The 5,283-nt window shown below is 63.5% G+C and carries 5 protein-coding genes; all 5 read right to left on the bottom strand.

Annotation, left to right across the window (positions count from 1 at the left end; translation table 11 throughout):
- Positions 1 to 108: 108 nt before the first annotated feature.
- The gene (locus GTW58_RS12720; RefSeq protein ID WP_119933781.1) at positions 109 to 1,209 is read right to left on the bottom strand and encodes an alkene reductase; all 1,101 of its coding nucleotides are present in this window, start codon (positions 1,207 to 1,209) and stop codon (positions 109 to 111) included.
- 94 nt (positions 1,210 to 1,303) lie between these two features.
- Positions 1,304 to 1,939 (bottom strand): class I SAM-dependent DNA methyltransferase, encoded by a 636-nt coding sequence (locus GTW58_RS12715; protein WP_119933780.1) that lies wholly within the window; start codon positions 1,937 to 1,939, stop codon positions 1,304 to 1,306.
- Between the two features lie 146 nt (positions 1,940 to 2,085).
- On the bottom strand, positions 2,086 to 3,024 hold the full coding sequence (locus tag GTW58_RS12710) for a DUF368 domain-containing protein (protein WP_119933779.1): 939 nt from the start codon (positions 3,022 to 3,024) through the stop codon (positions 2,086 to 2,088).
- A 222-nt stretch (positions 3,025 to 3,246) separates the two neighbouring features.
- A complete protein-coding gene (locus GTW58_RS12705; RefSeq protein WP_198673462.1) occupies positions 3,247 to 3,954 on the bottom strand; it encodes a C40 family peptidase in 708 nt (235 codons plus the stop codon).
- Between the two features lie 215 nt (positions 3,955 to 4,169).
- Positions 4,170 to 5,201, bottom strand: coding sequence for an aldose epimerase family protein (locus GTW58_RS12700; RefSeq protein WP_119933778.1), 1,032 nt, complete (start codon positions 5,199 to 5,201; stop codon positions 4,170 to 4,172).
- Positions 5,202 to 5,283: the final 82 nt, after the last annotated feature.

Here is a 5,283-nt window from a genome sequence, read left to right as displayed (position 1 = left end):
GGTCTCGCGTCCATACCGGGACCCACCCCCTGTTCTTACTAGGGGTGTTGCAACCACCACATGAACCCACAGCAGGATTCTGGGCCTTAACGGAGGTCTGGGCGGGGATCAGTGCTGGGCTGCCGGTGCCAGGGCCTCCGCGAACGGGTAGTCCGTGTAACCGCGGGCGCCCGGGGTGTAGAACGTTGCCGGGTTGGGCTGGTTCTCCTCCGCCCCGTTGCGCCAGCGCTCCACCAGGTCAGGGTTGGCAATGATGGGGCGTCCCACCACAACTGCGTCGGCAATCCCGGCTTCCACCATGTGCTCGGCCTCATCACGTGTGGTGTTGGAGCCGAACCCACTGTTGAGCATGAACACCCCGTTGAAACGCTCACGCAGGTGCGCCACGAACTCTCCGTCCACATCCGCGTGCAGCACGGACAGGTAGGCCAGACCCAAGTTCTTGATCTGATCGAGCAGGGCATCGTAAGTGGCCAGGACGTCGTCGTGATTGGTCTCCGGAACACCCTGAATGTTGTGTTCCGGGGAGATCCGCAAGGCTGTGCGGCCGGGACCGATCTCAGCGGCGACTGCCTGGATGACCTCGGCCACGAACTTGGCGCGGGCATCCGGGGAGCCGCCGTATTCGTCGTCGCGCTGATTGGTCACGGGGCTCAAGAATTCGTGGAGGAGGTAACCGTTGGCGCTGTGCAGCTCCACCCCGTCCATACCGGCGTCGACGGCACGGCGGGCACCGGCCACGAATTCGTTCTTTACGCGCTCCAGGTCATCCGCGGTCAAGGCGCGCGCGGTGATGATTTCCTGCTTGCCGTCGTAGGTACGGATCTCACCACGGTCCGGTGCGGTCTCACCGGGGGCCTCCGGCTGCGCGCCACGGGTCAGGCCGGGGTGGGTGACGTGACCGGCGTGCATGATCTGCATGACCACCGTGCCGCCCTGCTCGTGCACGGCCTCGGCCACGCGGGCCCACCCTGCCTGCTGCTCATCCGTGACAATGCCCGGCTGACCCACGAATGCACGGTTGGTGAAGACCGGGAACGTGCCCTCCGTGATGATCAGACCCGTACCGGCGCGCTGTGTGTAGTACTCCACGTGAAGATCGGTGGGCACACCGTCCTCCTCCGCGCGGGAACGAGTGAGCGGGGCCATGACCACGCGGTTGCGCAGCTGCAGGTCGCCTGCGGTCAGGGAATCGAACAAGGTGGGCACGGGTACCTCCATGCGGTGTAGTTGTCTCTCGAGGGGTGCAACCTCCGTGCCACACGGACGTATTCCGGCCTGTGACCAAGGCCCCAGGTATGAGTCATGCGGTGCGCCGGGCCAGAACGAATCCTTGGTCATGGTCCTCCATGACGGCTCGACGTGTGGCAGTGGCGGCGACGGTCCAACCGGCCGCCGTGGCAACCGAAGCCATTTCCTCAGGTGAGTACAACCAAGCCGTCATGGAGTCGGTGGTCCCGTACGGGTTCACAATCTCCCGCGAACCGGCGCCCGCTTGAAACCCCACCAGCAGTGCCCCTCCAACATCTGTGACGCGAGCCAGTTCCGTCAGTGCATCCGCCAACCCGGGGTAGTCCAGATGGATCAGTGAGTACCAGGCAAGCACACCACCGAACGCATCATCGCGGTAGGGCAATGCCCTCAGATCGGCCACTCGAAAATCCACTTCCGGTTCTCGACGACGCGCTCGCTCGATCATCCCGCTGGACAGGTCCACCCCCTGCGGGGTCAGGCCTTGCTGCACCAACTCGTGGATCATCCGGCCGTTCCCACATCCGGCATCCAGCACCCGGAGCAGCGATGTTGCGCGGACTTCCTCGCAAAAGGCGCGAATCATGGCTCGGTCCACGGGTTGTTCGACCCTCAGGTCAGGTAGCAGTGCGTCGTAGGTGGGTGCGGCGTCGTCGTACACGGAACGGAGGTGGTGCGGCAGGTCCATGACGCCACTGTGCCAGAGACACGGCAACGGCCCTGCACACTTGTGCAGGGCCGTTGCCGTGGTCCCTCAGCGGAGACCTTGACTGCTCAGATCATGCATGAATACCCAAGGGCCTCAAAGCGCCACTTCGCATGATCTGGGCGAGGTCACTGGCCGTTGCGGGCCGCCATGCGGTTGTCCACCACCAGCAGGATGACCACGGCGATCAGACCGGCCAGACCTGCCATGAGCAGGATGCCCCAGTCATCCGCGGGTGCGTTCAGGTTGCGGTCGTCGTCCTGCCAGGGCCACAGGGAACGCAGTGCGCCAATCATCAGACCTGCCAGGGCGATCATGGTGCCGCGGTGGTGATGCTCCAGCAGCTTCTGCAGAGCCTTGACGATCACGATCATGCCCAGAATCGCACCCAGGAAGAACAGGCCCAGGTAGCCGAAGTCCAGGTTGTCCACGGCCCGCAGCGTGGGTTGGTAGAGCCCGATGGTCAGCAAGATGAACGATCCGGAGAGGCCCGGCAGCAGCAGCGCGGACACCGCCACGGAGGCGGCCAGGATGATGATCCACGGCTGAGGTTCAAGCGTTGTGGACGGGATGGAGACCAGGAAGAAGGCCACCAGGGCAGCTCCGATTCCCAACAGCCAGTCAGCCCAGGTCCACCCCTTGCCTGCCAGGGACAACGGAACCCACACGGACCCAACCACCATGCCGAAGAAGATGGCACGCATCAGCTCGGGGTGGTTGTCCACCAGGTGCTCCATGGGACCGGCAATGAGCAGCAGCGCCGCCACCATGCCGATCATCACCGGAATCACCACGCGCCACTCCACATTGGCGGCATGCTTCTTGAAGCCTTCAATACGGTTGGGGCCCAACAGCAAAGCACGGAAGGCAGAGATCAGTTCGCTGGCGGATCCGATCAGTTGGTCATAGATGCCAACCACCAAGGCCACGGTTCCACCGCTGACACCCGGGACGGTCTCCACCGTGCCGATCAGGGCGCCACGCACCAGGTTTCCGGGGAGGCTGGTCCTTCGGGTTGGTGCGAGTCCACCTTCTTCGGCGGCAAGACTGGGGGCAGGGTGAGACAAGGCGCGTCCTTTCGGTGGGTTTCCACTAGGCTAACGGGACATGACCCCCTATTAGGGAGCTTTGAGGCAGACCCCACACATCCCCACTTGAGCGTCACACTTCACGACGACGGTCGCCCCCTGACCCACAGCGGCGGTGAGCCTCGCACGAGGGGCGGACGCCACGCAGGGGGTGTTCACCGCGCGCTGCGGTGAACACCCCCTGCGAACACGGTCAACAACTCAGGGAATCACCCGGTGATAGGTGGGCGTCCCCCAAACGTTGCGCTCCACCACACCTGTCCGGCTGTTGGCCGCTTCAATGACCTTCCCGTTCCCGGCATAGATCCCGACGTGATTGGGCCAGTGCATGAGATCGCCAACCTGGCGCTGGGAGGCCGGCACCTCTCGGTATTTGGCCGCCTGGTCACCCGAGTAGCGCGGCAGCGTGATCCCGGCTTGTTGATAAGACCTCAGGGTCAGGCCCGAGCAGTCGAAGGAGTTGGGTCCCGCAGCTCCAAAGACGTAGGGCTTGCCCACCTGAGCTCGGGCGTAGTTGATCACCCGCTGGACCTTCTGGGCGCGGCTGTCAACGGGCGGCTTGGTCCCGTAGATCAGGGCGTTCCAGGTTTTGGGGCCCACAACCCCGTCCACCTCCAACTCCTTGGACTTTTGGAACGCACGGACTGCGCTGTCCGTGGCGGTACCGAACTGGCCATCCACAACCAGGCCGTAGTTGAACTTGTTCAGCCAGCACTGAGCTTCCTTGACGGAGCTTCCGCTCGATCCCTTCTGAATGGTCGCGTGCGTTGACTCCACAACGCAGTTGGGAGCACTGGGATACGGGTCGGCTGCCTGAGCCGGTGCGGATGCAGTGAAAAATCCAGTGACACAGATGGCCACACAGGTGGAGAGGGTTGCCAGTTTGCGTGTTGCAGGTGCAGTTTTCACAGCGACTTCTACCTTTCACGAGGTGTGATGCACACAGCAGCTGGTGAGGACCAGTTACCCAGCAGGTGTCCGTCGACCGAAATCGATCGTGTGCCTCAAAAAGTAGGATTCGGCCCAGGCAGTCTCAATCGATGCGCGTGGGAGGTCGCCGAACGCCCATTGCACGCTGTCCATTTGTCCAGCAGCACCTGGTCCCACTGGCGTGATGGGTCACCTCAACCTTGGAACCGCCATTCAATACGGTGCTTGCGCACCGCCCCAGCGCGCAGAACAGGGTCGCCCAGCTCAGGACGGTTGGGGGTGTCCGGGTGGAACTGGGGTTCCAACGCCACGCCGTCACCTTGCCGGTACCGAGTACCGGAGGTGCCGACCGTGCGGCCGTCAAAGAAGTTGCTCGTGTAGACCTGCACCGCCGGAAGGTCGGAATGAACTTCCACGGATCGACCGCTCACGGGGTCCGTCAGGGTTGCCGCGTGACGGAGGCCGTGGCCGGTGACGTGCAGCGAGTGATCCACTCCGTTGTGCAGCTGGGCATGGTCCGCCCGCATCACATTCCCCAGGCGAACCGGGTGACGGAAGTCCAAGGGCGTGTCCGCCACGGATCGCAGCGCCCCGTCAGGAATGCCGTCGTCGTCAACGGGAAGGAACTGGCCAGCTGCCACGGTCAGGCGATGATCATCCACACCCCCACTGCCTTCACCCGCCAGATTCCAATAGATGTGGCTTGTGGGGCCGAAGACCGTGGCCCGGTCAGCCGTGGCCTCCATCTCCAGAACGACGACGGCGCCCTCCACCGTGTACGTGGCAAGGACCGTCATCTCCCCGGGGAATCCTTGGTCCAGGTGAGGACTGGTGAGTTCAAACGTGATGCTGTGCGAGCTGGATCGGGTCACTGACCACACGCGATGGCTGAAGCCCTCTGGCCCGCCGTGATGGCACGCGCTGCCGTTGTTGACCCCTAGGGTGTGCGTTTGACCGTCGAGTGTGAAGGTGGCGTTAGCGATCCGGTTGGCGTACCGGCCGACCACAACACCCATGTAGTCATCTGCGTACCGTACATACCCTTCGGCATCCGAGTGCCCCAGAACCACGTTGGTTGATCCACCGTCAGCAGGGACCCACAGGGACTGGACGGCTGCGCCGAGCTCCAGCAGTGTGACGTGGATGCCGTCAGCATCACCAATGGTGAACGCCGTGACGGGACTGCCATCCGGCAGGTTTCCGAAGTGTCGAAAGCTGGTGGCCATGCTTCAGTGTCTCAGCAGCCGGCGCCGTTGGGGTTCTGGATGCAGTCATCGGCGTAGTTACGCACCTTGGCCCGCCACACAC

Source organism: Kocuria subflava (genome assembly GCF_012163155.1).
GTDB classification, from domain to species: domain Bacteria; phylum Actinomycetota; class Actinomycetes; order Actinomycetales; family Micrococcaceae; genus Kocuria; species Kocuria subflava.
This window is presented reverse-complemented; position numbering and strand designations above follow the sequence as displayed.

Coding starts and splice junctions, on each gene's coding strand:
- GTW58_RS12700 (WP_119933778.1), bottom strand. CDS start 5,201: ATGGCCACCAGCTTTCGACACTTCGGAAACCTGCCGGATGGCAGTCCC.
- GTW58_RS12715 (WP_119933780.1), bottom strand. CDS start 1,939: ATGGACCTGCCGCACCACCTCCGTTCCGTGTACGACGACGCCGCACCC.